Source organism: Gemmatimonadota bacterium (assembly GCA_022560615.1).
GTDB lineage: Bacteria > Gemmatimonadota > Gemmatimonadetes > Longimicrobiales > Gaopeijiaceae > UBA1138.
The window spans coordinates 327066-341717 of sequence record JADFSR010000001.1 but is presented as its reverse complement, the minus strand read 5'-3'; the positions used below and the strand labels follow the sequence as shown (position 1 = coordinate 341717).

16 protein-coding genes are annotated in these 14652 nt (G+C 62.2%); 13 read left to right on the top strand and 3 right to left on the bottom strand.

Going from position 1 to position 14652, the window contains the following annotated elements:
• Positions 1–76 precede the first annotated feature (76 nt).
• Positions 77–640 carry an orotate phosphoribosyltransferase gene (gene pyrE, locus IIB36_01565; protein ID MCH7530435.1) on the top strand — a complete coding sequence of 188 codons (564 nt, stop codon included), beginning with the start codon at positions 77–79 and terminating at the stop codon, positions 638–640.
• A 25-nt stretch (positions 641–665) separates the two neighbouring features.
• Here pyrE and dnaN read toward each other — a convergent pair whose 3' ends face one another.
• A complete protein-coding gene (gene dnaN / locus IIB36_01560) occupies positions 666–1772 on the bottom strand; it encodes a DNA polymerase III subunit beta (GenBank protein ID MCH7530434.1) in 1107 nt (368 codons plus the stop codon).
• A 312-nt stretch (positions 1773–2084) separates the two neighbouring features.
• Entirely contained in the window at positions 2085–3467 is a 1383-nt protein-coding gene (gene dnaA, locus IIB36_01555) for a chromosomal replication initiator protein DnaA (protein MCH7530433.1), read from the bottom strand.
• Between the two features lie 306 nt (positions 3468–3773).
• Here dnaA and rpmH point away from each other — a divergent pair, with 306 nt between their 5' ends.
• The 7 genes from rpmH to mnmG are packed head-to-tail and all read left to right on the top strand — an operon-like array spanning position 3774 to position 9932.
• The gene (rpmH, locus tag IIB36_01550) at positions 3774–3923 is read left to right on the top strand and encodes a 50S ribosomal protein L34 (GenBank protein MCH7530432.1); all 150 of its coding nucleotides are present in this window, start codon (positions 3774–3776) and stop codon (positions 3921–3923) included.
• Positions 3924–3952: 29 nt separating this feature from the next.
• On the top strand, positions 3953–4303 hold the full coding sequence (gene rnpA, locus IIB36_01545) for a ribonuclease P protein component (GenBank protein MCH7530431.1): 351 nt from the start codon (positions 3953–3955) through the stop codon (positions 4301–4303).
• On the top strand, positions 4285–4521 hold the full coding sequence (yidD, locus tag IIB36_01540; protein ID MCH7530430.1) for a membrane protein insertion efficiency factor YidD: 237 nt from the start codon (positions 4285–4287) through the stop codon (positions 4519–4521). The genes rnpA and yidD overlap by 19 nt, the downstream gene beginning before the upstream one ends.
• Entirely contained in the window at positions 4518–6263 is a 1746-nt protein-coding gene (yidC, locus tag IIB36_01535) for a membrane protein insertase YidC (GenBank protein ID MCH7530429.1), read from the top strand. Before yidD ends, yidC begins: the two co-directional genes overlap by 4 nt.
• A 41-nt stretch (positions 6264–6304) precedes the next feature.
• On the top strand, positions 6305–7675 hold the full coding sequence (mnmE, locus tag IIB36_01530) for a tRNA uridine-5-carboxymethylaminomethyl(34) synthesis GTPase MnmE (protein MCH7530428.1): 1371 nt from the start codon (positions 6305–6307) through the stop codon (positions 7673–7675).
• Positions 7672–7971 carry an acylphosphatase gene (locus tag IIB36_01525; GenBank protein ID MCH7530427.1) on the top strand — a complete coding sequence of 100 codons (300 nt, stop codon included), beginning with the start codon at positions 7672–7674 and terminating at the stop codon, positions 7969–7971. The genes mnmE and IIB36_01525 overlap by 4 nt, the downstream gene beginning before the upstream one ends.
• Positions 7972–8003: 32 nt before the next feature.
• Positions 8004–9932, top strand: a complete 1929-nt coding sequence (gene mnmG / locus IIB36_01520) for a tRNA uridine-5-carboxymethylaminomethyl(34) synthesis enzyme MnmG (GenBank protein ID MCH7530426.1) — start codon at positions 8004–8006, stop codon at positions 9930–9932.
• Between the two features lie 130 nt (positions 9933–10062).
• Here mnmG and IIB36_01515 read toward each other — a convergent pair whose 3' ends face one another.
• On the bottom strand, positions 10063–10515 hold the full coding sequence (locus tag IIB36_01515) for a hypothetical protein (GenBank protein MCH7530425.1): 453 nt from the start codon (positions 10513–10515) through the stop codon (positions 10063–10065).
• A 206-nt stretch (positions 10516–10721) separates the two neighbouring features.
• Between IIB36_01515 and IIB36_01510 the strand changes: the two genes are divergently transcribed.
• From IIB36_01510 to IIB36_01490, 5 genes are all read left to right on the top strand, one after another.
• On the top strand, positions 10722–11525 hold the full coding sequence (locus IIB36_01510) for a ParA family protein (protein MCH7530424.1): 804 nt from the start codon (positions 10722–10724) through the stop codon (positions 11523–11525).
• Positions 11522–12403, top strand: a complete 882-nt coding sequence (locus IIB36_01505) for a ParB/RepB/Spo0J family partition protein (protein ID MCH7530423.1) — start codon at positions 11522–11524, stop codon at positions 12401–12403. The genes IIB36_01510 and IIB36_01505 overlap by 4 nt, the downstream gene beginning before the upstream one ends.
• Entirely contained in the window at positions 12400–13188 is a 789-nt protein-coding gene (locus IIB36_01500) for a M23 family metallopeptidase (protein MCH7530422.1), read from the top strand. Before IIB36_01505 ends, IIB36_01500 begins: the two co-directional genes overlap by 4 nt.
• Positions 13189–13284: 96 nt before the next feature.
• On the top strand, positions 13285–13761 hold the full coding sequence (locus tag IIB36_01495) for a polymer-forming cytoskeletal protein (GenBank protein MCH7530421.1): 477 nt from the start codon (positions 13285–13287) through the stop codon (positions 13759–13761).
• A 130-nt stretch (positions 13762–13891) separates the two neighbouring features.
• The gene (locus IIB36_01490; GenBank protein MCH7530420.1) at positions 13892–14650 is read left to right on the top strand and encodes a Nif3-like dinuclear metal center hexameric protein; all 759 of its coding nucleotides are present in this window, start codon (positions 13892–13894) and stop codon (positions 14648–14650) included.
• The last annotated feature ends 2 nt before the right edge of the window (positions 14651–14652 follow it).

Below are 14652 nucleotides of genomic sequence, written 5' to 3'. Positions count from 1 at the left end.
CGCTACCGAGGCCGAATCGCAGTACGCGATTGGCTTCGGTTCGGACCCCCAACAGCGTTGGAGCAGAGTGGCGCCGATGAATCATCGTGATCGCTTGAAGCAGCTTCTCGTAGAACGGTCTGTGAGACTGGGGGATTTTACCCTCGCAAGCGGGGCACGTTCGAACTACTACATCGATGCACGCCCCACGACGATGAGTGCCGAAGGCCAGCTTCTCGTCGGTCACGTGGCTCTCGAGTTGGTTTTGGACAGCGGCCTGCAGCCGACGCACGTCGGGGGACTCACCATGGGCGCCGATCCCATCGCTTATGCGATCGCCCACAGAAGCGCCCTCGACGGTCGTCCGATCGATGGCTTCTCCGTCCGAAAGAAAGCTAAGGAGCACGGCACGGGGCAGCGCGTCGAAGGCGGATTACAGGCCACTTCACGCTGCCTGATGGTCGAAGACTCAATGACGACGGGAAGAAGCACCCTTGAGGCGGTACGAGCGGTCCAGGAGTTCGGCGCCCTCGTAGTCGGCGTCATGACACTGGTAGATCGCTCTGAAGACGCCACTGGCCTGTTCGCCGCAGAAGGACTTCCGCTCTTATCCGTCTTCACGGGCGAAGAAATTTTGGAGGCAGCGCGAGCGCTTCGCTGACTCGTCCGTATCCGACACGCTCTGCTCAGTCCAGCAGACGCAGAGGCATCACCAAGCAGAGATAATCGATGTCGTCGTCGCCTGCCGGCTCGATTGTCGCTGCGCGTTCAGGCGCTTTGAACGCGAGATCGACCTCATCTGTCGGCATGTAACGGAGAACTTCTAGGAGGTAATTTGCATTGAAGCCTATTTCCAATTCCTCACCGTCATAGCCGATCTCCAATTCATCGTGCCCCTCACCGAGATCGGGGGTAAGCACATTCAGGTGCACACGACCAGGCTCGAACTTCAGACGGATCCGGTGCGTCTGGTCGGAGGCTACGACCGCCATCCGACGGACCGCGGACTCCAACGCCTTTTTATCGATTCTGGCTACTTTGTCGTTATCGCGCGGAATCACTTGATCGTAGTTTGGATACGTTCCTTCAATAAGGCGCGTATATACTTCGGTGAAGTCAGCCCGAAATCCGAGATGATTCCCGCTACGTGCAACCTCGAGGGTATCGTTGTCCTCAAAGAGGCGTTGCACATGTTGAAGTGCACTCGGTGGTACGATGAAGTCTGCCGAGGGGGCACCACTCGATTCCGCCGGCACACCCATTCGAGCCAGGCGATGTCCATTGGTTGCCACCATACGCATCGATCCGTCACGTAACTCCCACAGCACACCATTCAAGATCGGACGGCTCTCTTCCGTGGACACTGCAAAGACAGTGTGGTGGATGAGTCCTTTCACGTCCTTACCCTTGACGGTCCACGCTTCGCTGAAGTCGACCTCCGGAAGGCTTGGAAACTCGTCAGCGGGTAAGCCGTTCAACTTGAAGTGGCTCCTTCCGCATTTCAGTTCGATCTGCTCACCGCGGGTCGCGACCTCAACCGGCTGTTCGGGAAGCTCACGCGTGATCTCCTGCAGTTTCTTCCCCGGTGCCGTCAGGCGACCCGGTTCTTTGACGTCGGCTGGTGCCTTCACGCGCACGGCAACGTCCAAGTCGGTCCCGCTCATCCACACGCCATCTTCTTTTGCTTCGAAGAGAATGTTGGAGAGAACCGGAAGTGTCGTCTTGGACGGGATGCTTGCCGAGACGGCTGCAAGACCGTTGTGAAGGTTTTGCCGGGTGATCGTGAAGTTCATCGAGCCGTAGCTCCTCGTATGCCCAGGATCATGCTTTTTTCAACGCAGCTAAATACTATCTCTCTTCTCATTAGAAAAACATAGTAGTAGTAGTAGCTGTGGATGTGTGGATCGCAACTGTATGTAGGTGTGTTTTATCGTTTATCTGTAACGATTTCGAGGCTACTGAGGCAGTGTAGAATTTCTGTGGGTTTTTTGGTCTCGTGCTGTGTGCTGCACATGTCTCAGAGAGCGATGTGGAAAAGGAGTGGACTTTCCCACGGTGTATCCACGGAAGCTGTGCGTGGCGGATTGGAGCGTTAACAGGAGCTGCTAATCCGTGTTTTTGCACTCCGCCCGTGCAGCATCGACTTGCTCGCGAAAGATAGGGTCACGCTCCATCTGGGCTTCAACCTTCCGGATCGAGTGAATTACGGTGGAATGATCTCGGCCTCCGAAGAGCTCCCCGATCCGCACGAGCGACGTGTCGAGAGTCTGCTTGATAAGATACATGGCGACCTGCCGCGGTACCGTCAGGTCTTTGGTACGGCGTTTCGAGGCGAGTGCCTCTGGGCGGACCCGCCAGCGTCGCGCTACAGTCTCGCGAATGCGCTCCGGAGACAGAAAGGGTCCCTCGTCGCGGTGGCGACCTAGCACGCCGTGAAGCGCTGTGCGTGCCAACTGGGGCGTGATCTCTCGATGAGTAAGCGAGGAGAACGCAAGCAGCTTAATTACAGCGCCTTCGAGCTCACGGACCGAGGAGGTGCAGGAACGCGCGATCATGTCGAGCACTTCGTCGTCGATCGACAGGTTGTCGTCGGCTGCTTTCTTTCGGAGGATGGCTATCCGTGTCTCGTAGTCGGGAGGCCTCACATCGACCACGAGACCCCACTCGAAGCGGGAAACCAGACGATTCTCGAGACCCGGAAGGTCCTTCGGGGGTCGGTCACTCGTGACAACGATCTGTCGCTGAGCGTCGTAGAGCGCGTTGAACGTGTGGAAGAACTCCTCCTGGGTCCGCTCTTTCCCCGCCAGGAAGTGCACATCGTCTACCAGGAGCAGATCCATCTCCCGGTACCGTCTCCGGAAGTCGGCCATCGCCCCTTGCTGGATCGACGTGACCAGCTCGTTAGTGAACTGCTCGGAGGAGAGGTAGCAGATCTTGCGCGTGGGATCGTTCATCAAGACCTGGTGCCCGATCGCGTGCATCAGGTGTGTCTTGCCGAGGCCAACCCCGCCGTAGAGAAAGAGCGGGTTATACATCTTGGCGGGTTTGTTGGCGACCGCCTGTGCGGCTGCGGCAGCCAGTTGGTTGTCCACACCGACGACGAAGCGCTCGAAGGTGTAGCGCTCGTTCAGTACCGGGCGGCGCGCGCGGAGGGCACCGGAAGCAACGGGAGTGTTCCCCACAGCGGTGGGCGAAGGTGTGGTCAGCTCGATGGAGGGCAGCGGAATGGGGGACGGATCGGCGCTACACGAGGCCGTGATCTTCACCGGATGTCCAAGGATGCGCTCTGCGGCCCCGGTGAGCACTTGGCCGAACTTGTCCTCGAGCCATTCGACGTGAAAGCGGGAGGGTACCTCGACCTGGAGTTCGTCGGACGTCAGTGCGACGGCCTTGGCGGCTGCGACCCAGGTGAGATAGGCGTGCTCCGGAATGGACCCGCGGGCACTCTTTTGGATTCGGGCCCAAAGCTCGACCGCGGTCAGCTCCATTCCACCTCTTGTGTGCTGTGTCTCTCTTCGGTCAGGGCGGCCGAATGTGCTGAGAGGCAGGTGGCAGCTACGGACATGTGTGGAGCGTGCAGGCGCTGAAAATGTAGTGCTGTTGAGTGGTTCCCCTCCGGCAGGAGCGCCGAAGCTACCAAGCGTGTGTCGGGAAGTCAAACCGGCAGTCAGGAGGGGCGTTTTGGACGGGTTCGCTCCCTACCGTGGGGAGGCCGTTGACGCGTTCTGACACCCTCGGCTATCTTTCCGGGCTTCTTTCTGAACGCACGAAAACGATGGGCTGGACTAATCACCATGATGCCGACTTACCGACCTCGGAACCGCAAGCGGGTGAACAAGCACGGGTTCCGGGAGCGCATGAAGACGAAGGGTGGTCGCAAGATACTGAACCGTCGTCGGAGGCGAGGTCGGACCCGTCTGGTGGTCACGATCGGTCGGAAGTAGTCGCGGTTTCGACGGAGCGGGGAGAGCGCCTGCCGCGGAGCGCGCGTATCCGGCACAGCACAGAAATCCGCGCGCTATTGGAGCGGGGGAAGCGGAAGAGGACGACAAACCTGGATGTCTTCCTCATGCCTTCCCCCGCTTCGCGTTCGCGCCTCGGCCTCATTGTGCCGAAGCACGGGCGAGGGATCGTGGAGCGAAACAAATTGAAGAGAAGGCTGCGTGAAATCGGTAGAAGGGAAGTCCTCCCCGAACTGGACGCGAGCGGAAATGGTGGGGACCTGTTGATCCGAGCACGCCGCGCAGCGTACGACGCGGAGTTCGGTCAACTGCGGTTCGACGTCCATGAGGCGGTGGAGGCGCTGTGCTCAGACGAATCGTAATCAGTGTGATCCGCGTCTATCAAATAGGGATCTCACCGTGGACGCCGGCTACGTGCCGCTTCACGCCGACGTGCTCCGAGTACGCGATCGACGCGATCGGCACGCACGGTGTGGCCCGCGGAAGCTGGCTGACCATGAAGCGTGTGGGCCGCTGTCATCCGTGGGGTGGCTTCGGATTGGATCCGGTACCGCCTCGCATAAATAGACAAGCTAGATGAAGACCGAAGTCCGCTTTTTGCTGGCTATATTGTTGATGCTGGGTGTGCTCGTCGGCACCAACCTTCTGTTCCCGCCGGTGGTGCCGGAAGAAGCGCTGTTGCCTGCGGCCGGTGCAGTGGGCGGAGGGGCATCGGCCGCCGATCCCGCAGCCAATATGGATGGCACGGCGGCTGCCGGAGTGCCCGAGATCCCGATTTCTGGCGCCCCGGCGATTCCCAGAGCGCGCGACGCAGTGACTGTGGAGCCCACGGCCGATCCGACCGCGGTGTCGGAGCGCAGGATCGCGGTCGAGGGGCCGCTCTATCGCTACGAGTTCTCGAACTACGGCGCACGGATGATGTCTGCTCAGATGTCAGAGTTCGAAGCGCTCAACAGAGGGGGGGTCGTCGACCTCGTGAAGGATGGGTCGGGCGGGTATATGGGCCAGAAACTCCTCGTGGGCTCGGACACCGTGGACCTGAGTCGTGTGCCGTTCACGGTGGAGCCAGCGGACGGTCTGACGATGGATGCCGGTGCGGGAGCGCGTACGCTACGTTTTGTCTACGAACATCCGACCGATCCGTTCACTTTCGTCCTCGAGTACGAATTCAACCCGGACGAATACACGGTTGGAGTGAGAGGGAGCGTGGAGGGGGATCTCGAGCGCCCGCTGTTACTGACCGACCTGGGTGAGGGGCTCGCATACTCCGAGGCCGACTCCGTGGGCGAGTCGCGCGCGATGGCGTACGTGACCAACCACGTGGAGGAGGGCATCGAATCGACACTCCTGAACAAAGCCGAGCCGACCATCGTGGAGGGTCCGCTGCTGTGGGCAGCATTCCGAAGCAAGTTCTTCGTCTTGGCGTTGCTTGCGGGTGAGAGCGACGAGGCCGCGACCGAGTCGCGGTACCTCGGCGGATTGATCGTGCAGCCGACCGAGGCTGCGGAAGTCGTCCGTGTCGCCGCTGCCCAACCGCTGATGAACGACGGCAGCTTCGCCTATCGGCTCTTTTTGGGTCCGCAGGAGCACGCACTGCTCAGCTCTCTTGGGCAGGGCATGGAGGAGGTGAACCCGTACGGTTGGAAGTTCTTCCAGCCGATCGTGCGACCGATCGTGTCCGTGATCATGACCATTTTCGTATACCTGCACACGAAGCTATCTGTCGGTTACGGCTGGGTGCTGATCATCTTCGGTGTCATGATGCGCGTCGTGCTCTTTCCGCTGAACCAGAAGGCGATGAAGGCGCAGCTCCGCAACATGGCCGTGCAGCCGTTGCTCAAGGAGATCCAGGAGAAGTACAAGGACCAACCGGAGAAGCTGCAGAAGGAGATGATGCGGCTCTACAAGGAGCACGGCTTCAACCCGTTGGCGGGGTGCTTGCCGATGCTGATTCCGTGGCCCGTGCTCATCGCGCTCTTCTTCGTCTTCCAGAACACGATCGAACTTCGGGGGGAGGCGTTCCTCTGGTTGCCCGACCTGTCTGCGCCGGATCCGCTCTACCTGCTGCCGGTGTTCCTGGGGCTGTCTATGTTCCTCATGCAGTATGTGAGCTACAAGTCGCTCGACACGCCGAACCCACAGATGAAGATGATGATGTACCTCATGCCGATCATGATGGTGTTCATCTTCTTCAGGCTCGCCAGCGGCTTGAACCTCTACTACTCGGTCGCGAACATCGCGACGATCCCCCAGCAGATTTGGATCTCGCGCGAGCGGTTGAAAATGAAGGGGAAACCCCCTCCGAAGATGAAGAGCGACTAGGCTGAGTAACGCTCGCGGCACTCTCTTGCGGCTTGAATTGAATGACCTTGGACGTCGACACAATCGCTGCCGTGTCGACCGCGCCTGGCCTCGGTGCGATCGCCGTGGTTCGAGTGTCGGGACCGGAAGCTTCCTCAGTCGCTTTGCGACTCCTCCCTGGACTCGAGGTGATGCCGGATCCACGGTACGCGACGCTCGCGGAGATCCGGGACCCGGACGATCATTCGGTGATCGACCGGGCGGTTGTCACCTACTTCGCCGCTCCTGCGAGCTATACCGGCGAGGACGTTGTGGAGTTCTCGTGCCACGGCGGGTGGCTGATTCCGCGATTGGTGTTGGATGCATGTCTGCGCGTGGGCGCACGCGCGGCTGAGCGCGGTGAGTTCACGAGACGTGCGTATCTCAGAGGGAAGCTGGACCTCGTGCAGGCCGAGGCGGTCTCGGATCTGATCGAGGCGCGCAGTCGCGCGCTCCACCTCGCTGCGCTCGGGCAGTTGGAGCGGGGACTGTCGGGCCGCATCTCGGACCTCCGGGAGCGGATTGTCCGCCTCGAAGCGCTCCTAGTCCACCACATCGACTTTCCGGAGGAGGACGACGCGCCGGTACCGGTGGACGAGATCATCGCGGAAGCCGCAGACGTCGTTGAACGGATCGGCCGGCTACTCGCGACGGCGCCAGAAGGGGAACTGCTCCGCGAAGGCGCGTTGGCCGTGCTCGCCGGCCGGCCGAATGCGGGCAAGTCGTCCCTCTACAATGCGCTGCTCGGAGAGGAGCGGGCGATCGTGACCGAGGAGCCTGGCACGACCCGGGATGCGTTGGAAGCGATGGTGCAAGTCGGAGGGTTTCCGTTCCGTTTGGTAGACACCGCCGGCTTGCGAGAGACCAACCGTCGCGTCGAGCAACTCGGGATCGATGTAGCCAAGCGGTACCTGAAGGACGCCGATGTCGTGCTTCTGTGCGTGCCCGCCCACGAAGAGATTTCTGAATGGGACCGCGCCTTCCTCGAGGAGCTCGAGGCGCCGGTCCTGGTGCTGCGGACGAAATCAGACCTCCGGGAGGGCTCCCGTGAAGAAAAATCGCGCGCACCCGGGGTCGGAGTGATCGAAGTCTCGGTGCGGTCGGGGGACGGGCTCGACAAACTGCGGAGTGCTCTTCCCGAGCTCGCGTACTCGGCGTTGCTCGGCGTGGGCGCTGAGGTTCCCGTCATCACGAGGCGGAGACACGCGCTCGCGCTCGAGACCGCGCGCGCCGAGGTCGACCTCTTCCGGGAAGCGCTCGAGGAGGGACTCCCCCCGGAGGTTGCGTCGACCCATCTTCGTCCTGCGGAGACCGCGCTCGAAGAAGTGCTTGGAGTGATCTCCGTGGAGGACGTGCTCGACGTTGTCTTCCGCGACTTCTGCGTAGGGAAATGAGCGAATCACCTGATGGCAAGCTGCGGCTGCGCGGATACCGGGTCCACGGGTGCGTGCAGGGCGTGGGTTTCCGGTGGTGGACGCGGTCATTAGCGGCTCGGCTCGGCCTCAGCGGTCACGTCCGGAATCTATCGAGCGGCTCCGTCGAGGTTCAGGCCGCGGGTCGTCCCGACGTCCTCGTGGAGTTCGAGCGACTGATCGCCGAGGGCCCCCTGTCGGCACAGGTGACTTCAGTCGAGCACATCGAACCAGACGGGGAGATGTCACGGGTGAGTTTCGATATCGTACTACCGTGACTGATGCCGGCGGATAACATACGGGAGCGAGAATGCATACGTCGTACGATGTAATCGTCGTGGGTGGAGGACACGCCGGCGCCGAGGCGGCGGCGGCCGCCGCGCGAGCCGGCGTGCACACGCTGCTGGTCACTCCGGATCTGACGCGCATCGGGCAAATGAGCTGCAATCCTGCCATCGGTGGTGTGGCCAAGGGGGTCGTGGCGACTGAGGTCGACGCGCTCGGGGGCGTGATGGGTCGAGCGACCGACGCGTCTCGGATCCAGTTTCGCATGCTGAACCGTTCGAAGGGGAGAGCGGTGTGGGGTCCGAGGGCGCAGTGCGACCGAGCGATGTATCCGCTCGGCGTACGTCGAGTGCTCGACGGGTTGGAGAAGTTGGACCTTTACCAGGATCTGGTGAGCGGTCTCCTGATGGAGGGTCGCCAGGTCCGTGGATTGCGCACGCGAGGAGGCCTCACCTTCGAGGCGCCGTGCGTGGTCGTGACGGCCGGCACATTCCTGCGCGGGAAGATCCACGTGGGCGGTGAGGCCGGTGTGGGTGCGGGGCGTGCGGGTGAGGCGCCGTCGATCGCGTTGGCCGAGGCGCTCGAAGCCTTGGGGCTGGAGGTCGCGCGCTTCAAGACGGGGACCCCGCCGCGAATCGATGGACGCACGATCGACTTCGAGCGCACGGAGAGGCAAGACGGGGATCCCGAGCCGTATCGGTTCTCAGCGTACACTCGGGAGGAAATCCCTGAGCAACGCCCGTGTTGGATCACATGGGCGTCGGAGGACCTCAAGAAGATCGTGGCGGATAATCTGCACAAGAGCGCGCTCTACGGGGGAGAGATTGCCGGGCGTGGGCCGCGTTACTGTCCTTCGATCGAAGACAAGATCGTCCGTTTTCCCAACGCCCCGCGGCACCGGATTTTCCTGGAGCCTGAGGGGCTGCATACGACCGAGTTCTACGTGAACGGCTTGTCGACCTCGTTGCCGGCGGAGGTGCAGCTCGAGTTCATGCGCACGATTCCGGGGCTCGAAGAGGTGGTCATGACAAAGGCGGGCTACGCGATCGAATACGACTACTTCCCCCCGCACCAACTTCGGCACACGCTCGCGCTAAAGGCGATTCCAGGTCTGTACTTCGCCGGCCAGATCAATGGTACGACCGGGTACGAGGAGGCCGCGGGGCAGGGAATCGTCGCCGGCATCAACGCTGCGCTCCGAGTGAAGGGGGAAGAGCCCTTCGTCTTGGAGCGAGATCAGGCGTACATCGGAGTGTTGATCGATGACCTGGTGACGCGGGGTGTGGACGAACCGTATCGGCTCTTCACCTCGCGAGCCGAGTTTCGACTCCTGCTTCGGCAGGATAACGCACCGCGCCGACTCGGCCCCATTGCGCGTGAGCGCGGGCTCTTGAGCGCAGCCCAGGTGGCGTCGCTCGAGAGCCGCTTACGGGAGGAGGATCGGGTGCTGACCTGGTTCAGAAGAACGATGATCCCGCCTGAGGTCGCGGGCCCGATTCTGGAGTCGGCCGACTCTATGCCGATCTCGGAACCGACCCGTGCGGTCGAGCTGGTGAAGCGACCACGCGTATCGGCCGCCTGTCTACTCGAGGGTGCGGGGGAGTCTCTCGAGCAGCTGTCTGACTCGGTGCTCAGTGCGGTTGAAGTGGAGCTCAAATATGAGGGATATGTCGCGAGAGAGCGGGAACGGGCGAACAAACTGCGTGAACAGGCGGATTTCCGGTTGGGTGACGACCTCCCGTACATGGACTTCGGGACGCTTTCCTATGAGTCCAGGGAGAAGCTCGCAAAGATTCGGCCGGAAACGCTCGCACAGGCGGGTAGGATTCCGGGCGTATCACCGGCGGATCTGCAAAACCTGCTGCTCGAAGTGCGAAGGGTTGGTGCCGGGCTGACAGACGGCCGTCGTGACTCGAGTAAGGGCGCTAGTACAATGGATCGTACCACGCGCTGACGCTAACTCAGTATATGGGGGGTGCAGAGCGCGTTTCCTTATCTCTGGCGGTGCCTGTTCCACGTGGAACAGAGGCCGCCGGATGAATGCCAAGCACGGGTTGTTCCACGTGGAACAGCCGGAAGGTGACCTACCGCCGCTGCAGATCGAAGTGCGCGAGCGCCGGTTCCGACGTGCCGTCTAGATTGAAGTCGAACTCGGTGTCACCATCCAGAATGAGGCGATCGGGACCTTCAAAGATGTAGGTCGAGATACTCCGCGAGGGAGTCGGGAACTCGCGGTTGAGGATCACCGTGGAGGGGCCCGACACCGAGATCCGGCCGATTTCCGTTTGCCCCTGACCAGCGAAGACCAGGATCGCCGTGTAGTGACCGCTCGGTTGGATATTCAGGTCGAACGACGAGCCGAGCTCAATCAAATCTACCGAGACATCGGGGGCCACAGGGCTGGAGATCACCAAAGAGGTGGCGTGCCAGTCGCCAACGAACGCGGCGAGTGATGAGTCTGGCCCGAGCGGTTCGTCGCCTCCGCAGGAGGGGAGTAGTACCGCGAGTACGATCACGCCCACCCAACGACGCCTCATGTCCAGCTCCTGCACGGAGTTAGGGACGCCTGTAGACGCGTTCGAGCCGTCCCGATCATCCATGGAATTGTTTCGGAGTCCTGCAGCTCAAGTTCAACGCCCTCATGCCCGTGGTCAAGACGCCCTGGCTTTCCGGGGTACGGCCGCAGTGGATATATTCTTCGTCCGCGCTTGTTCGAAGGCGCGTTCACGCCTTCCGAGTGGTCATGTCGCACGTCATCGCAATAGCGAATCAGAAAGGTGGGGTTGGGAAAACCACCACCGCCATAAACCTCGGGGCCTCCCTGGCGATCGCTGAGAAACGAACGCTCATCATCGACATCGACCCGCAAAGCAATGCGACGAGCGGCCTCGGCGTGGAGAGGAGAGAGTCGCTGTCCACGATTTATGACGTGCTGATCGGCGACCGCTCTGTGGACGAGAGCATCTTGCATGGGTTGCATTTCCCTTGTCTCGACCTCATTCCTTCTACTCGGGACCTGGTAGGGGCCGAGATCGAGCTCGTGCAGGCACGGCAACGGGAGACGATCCTGCGCCGTGCGCTCCAACCCATTCGCGAGCAGTACGACTTCGTCCTGGTCGATTGTCCACCGTCTCTTGGGCTCCTCACCCTAAACACGCTCACGGCGGCCGATTCGGTACTCATCCCTATCCAGTGCGAGTTTTTCGCGCTGGAGGGTTTGAGCCAATTGCTCAACACCGTACGGTTGGTCCAGAAAGGCCTGAACCCTGGGCTCGACATCGAAGGTGTCCTGCTCACGATGTACGATGGGCGGCTCAAACTCTCCCGACAGGTTGCGGCCGAGGCACGTGAATACTTTGGTGCGAAGGTCTACCAAACCTCGATCCCGAGAAACGTGAGTCTTGCGGAAGCACCGAGCTTCGGGCGGCCGATCGTGCTCTACGACGTTCTGTCGACAGGCTCCCAGTGTTACCTCGCGCTCGCACAGGAACTGGTCGCTCGAACGGCACGCGGCGCTGAGACTGACCGCGCACAGGTGGTCGGATGAGCGGGCGGGATCGACTCGGCAAGGGCCTGGGGGCGCTGCTCGGGGAGTACCTGGAGCCGGAAGCACAAAGTGGAGAAATCCACGAGCTCCCTGTGAGCGCGATCGTCCCGAACCCAGTTCAGCCTCGGCGCGTCTTCAAGGAGGGCGAGCTCGAGGAACTCGCGGATTCCATTCGGGAGAACGGACTCCTTCAGCCCCTCGTCGTGAGGCCTGCTCCCGCAGCCGCCGGCCGCTACGAGCTCATCGTGGGCGAACGTCGTCTGCGGGCGGTGACGAGCCTGGGATGGGCCGACGTTGCGGTCCTCGTTCGGGATGCGAGCGACGAGACACTGTTGGTGCTGGCTCTGGTCGAGAACCTTCAGCGTGAGGCGCTCAATCCCCTCGAAGAGGCGGAGGGTTATGCCGCGCTCAGCGAGCAGTACGGGATGAGCCAGGGCGACATTGCTAACGCGGTGGGGAAGGATCGCTCAACGGTCGCCAACCTGCTTCGTCTGCTCAAGCTACCGCCCTCGATCCGCAAGTTCGTCGAGGACGGATCACTCTCGATGGGCCACGCGCGAGCATTGCTCTCAGTTGCGGATCCGGTTCGGGCGGCGGATCTGGCTCGCGCAGCGGTGAAGGAAGGCTGGTCCGTGCGCGAGGCGGAGGAACGTGCGCGCAGCGCGGGGGCCAAAAGGCGCAGCAAAGACGCCACCACTGCAGACCCCATGATTCGCGAGCTCGAAGTCGTGCTGCGCGATGCGCTCGTCACCCGCGTCTCGATCAAACGAAAGCGTGGCGGAAGGGGCAGCATCGATATTCAGTACCACGGCGCCGAGGACTTCGAGCGGGTATTCGCGCTGATCACCGGCCGCGAGGTTTCGGATGTCGTCGAATGAATAAGGACGGCGGCCGGAAGCTCACGATCATTGTGATGGCAGATGGGGCAGCTGAGAGTCGCACGATTCACATCCCGTACAAGTGGCTCAGGGTCCTTGCGGCCGGAGCTTCCGTTTTGGCGTTAGCGCTCACGGTCATGGCGGGGAGTTGGTGGTACCTGGCCGCTCGCGCGTCGCGTGTGGCGGACCTCGAGTTCCGGCTCGAGGCGGTGGACGGTGATCGTGCCCGCGTGCAGGCCCTGGCGCGGCAGCTCGACTCGATCGAGGTGCAATACGGCAACATTCGTGACCTGTTCGGGAGTTCCGGGTCGGGTGCCGAGTCGGCTGTTTGGCTTCCGCCGGTCAGCGGTTCGCGCCGGGGCCGCGGCGTCGAGACACTGCCGGCGGTCGGGGCGTCACGGCCATCGGTTTGGCCACTCAGCGAAAGGGGATTTATCACGCAGGCGTTGATCGAAGGCGCCTCTGGCAACGACGACCACCCCGGACTCGACATCGCCGTGGCCACGGACTCCTACATCCGCGCGGCGGGGGGTGGCACCGTGGTCGACTTGGGGGAGGACAGAGTGTACGGCCGCTTCGTGGTGCTCGACCACGGCGGGGGGTACTCAACCATCTATGCCCATGCCTCGCTGCATCTCGTGGAAAGGGGGCAGCGCGTTCGCGAGCGGGAAGTCATCGCCCTGAGCGGGTCCACGGGCCAGTCCACGGCTCCGCACCTGCACTTCGAGATCCTCCTCAACGGGGAGGCTGTGGACCCGCTGACCATGGTGGAGCAGCCTTCCTAGAAGCCTCTGTGAGAGTGGGGCGCACGCCTCTTGGTAGCGTCGCCGGCGTATGGCGCTACATTTGTTTCCCCCTTCCCAGTTGATCCAGAGGTAGGTATGGCACGTGACCGGGGCGGAAGCGGTGTATCTCCGGAGTCGGTGATTTCGATCATCGGACCGGGCATGAAGGTCGTCGGCGATTGCGAGACCGACGGTACGATCCGAATCGAAGGTACTGTGGAGGGCAACGTGCGCGCCGGCAAGGCCGTGGTAGTGGGCAAGGATGGCGTGGTTTCCGGCGATATCACCACGCAAGATGCGGTAGTGTCGGGGACCGTGATCGGGACGCTGATCGCCGAGTCACGGCTCGAGCTCCAGGCCACGTGCCGCATCGAGGGCGACATCAGGGCACGCCGCATGCAGCTCGAGGAGGGGGCGATCCTCAACGGAACCGTGCAAATGGGGGAGATCCGTGGTCCCGGCACTGAGGCTTCTAGCGAGGCCGGGGCGGGACTGGCTGACCGATCAGGTAATAAGCAGACTTTTCCCCACCCGTTGATTCGACGCGGAGTTAGTTGGCGCAAGGCTCCGTAGTGCCGCAAGTGCCTGCTGCACAACGCTTTATACAGGATCCGTAGCCAACGCAGTCGACTGCCCAACCACACGGCCCTCACTTTTCCACACGCTTTCCACGCGCGCTCCGTGAGGCTCGGAGGTCGATCGCATGAAACTAGAATCCATCCTCCAGTATCTGGACGAATACCTAGCGGTTGGTGAACATCCCGACTACTCGACGGCCCTGAACGGGCTCCAGGTCGCTGGGCCGGGAGAGATCGAGCAGGTCGTGGTGGCGGTGGACGCGTCCGAAGCGTCGATCGCAGAAGCCGTGGAGCGGGGCGCGGACCTGATGATCGTGCATCACGGCCTCTTCTGGGGTGGCCTCGAACCGTTGACCGGGCGGCACTTCAGGAAGGTGCGCATGTTGATCCAGGGCGGTGTCGCCCTCTACAGCTGCCACCTACCGCTCGACAGCCATGCGGAAGTGGGCAACTGCGCGCTCCTCGCGCGTGCTCTCGGTCTGGAGTTGCAGGGGCAGTTCGGAGACTATCAGGGAACGCCGATCGGTTGGTGGGGCGCCCTGGCCGAGGCCACGACGCCCTCCGGTCTGTCGGCGCAACTCGCGGACGTTCTCGACAGGCAGGTGCACGTCATCAGGGGTGGCCCAGAGCGGGTGGAAACGGTCGGCGTGGTAACGGGGGGCGGCGCGTCCTTCGTGGAAGACGCAGTCGCCGCGGGCCTGGACGCGTTGGTTACCGGAGAAGGCGGTCACCACAGCCACTTCGACGCCATGGAGCTCGGCATCACGCTGCTCTTCGGCGGGCACTACGCGACTGAGACCTTCGGCGTGCGGGCGCTCGGGCTCCATCTCGAGGAGCGATTCAGTCTACCTTGGGAATTTGTGGATCAGCCGACGGGCTTGTAGGC